This window comes from Mesorhizobium sp. M3A.F.Ca.ET.175.01.1.1 (assembly GCF_004791945.1).
Taxonomy (GTDB): Bacteria; Pseudomonadota; Alphaproteobacteria; order Rhizobiales; family Rhizobiaceae; genus Mesorhizobium.
In genome coordinates, this window is record NZ_SRTP01000462.1 from 1 (window position 1) to 252 (window position 252).

Here is a 252-nt window from a genome sequence, read left to right on the forward strand (position 1 = left end):
CGAGGAATGGAAACGACCGCCGCGCGAGTGGTTCGAGGCCAAGACCCAGTTCGCCGTCGTCTTCGGCGAAAGGTTCGTCGGCCAGTGACGAAACCGGCCTCGCGCACAGAATTCCTGACAGTCCCCGCGGGATCGACAGCGTCATCTTCGACGTGCCCGTCAAAACTGTCTTCTTCGAATGGCCGTTGCGGCGATTGGCACCGCCCTCGGTGCGTTCCTCATCGAGGTGCTCGTCGAGTTCGGCGTTCAGTA

Annotated in this window: 1 pseudogene; it reads right to left on the reverse strand. The window is 61.9% G+C overall.

The features are described from left to right. Positions 1–112: 112 nt before the first annotated feature. Positions 113–252: pseudogene (locus EN818_RS32445) on the reverse strand (transposase); the annotation flags it as partial.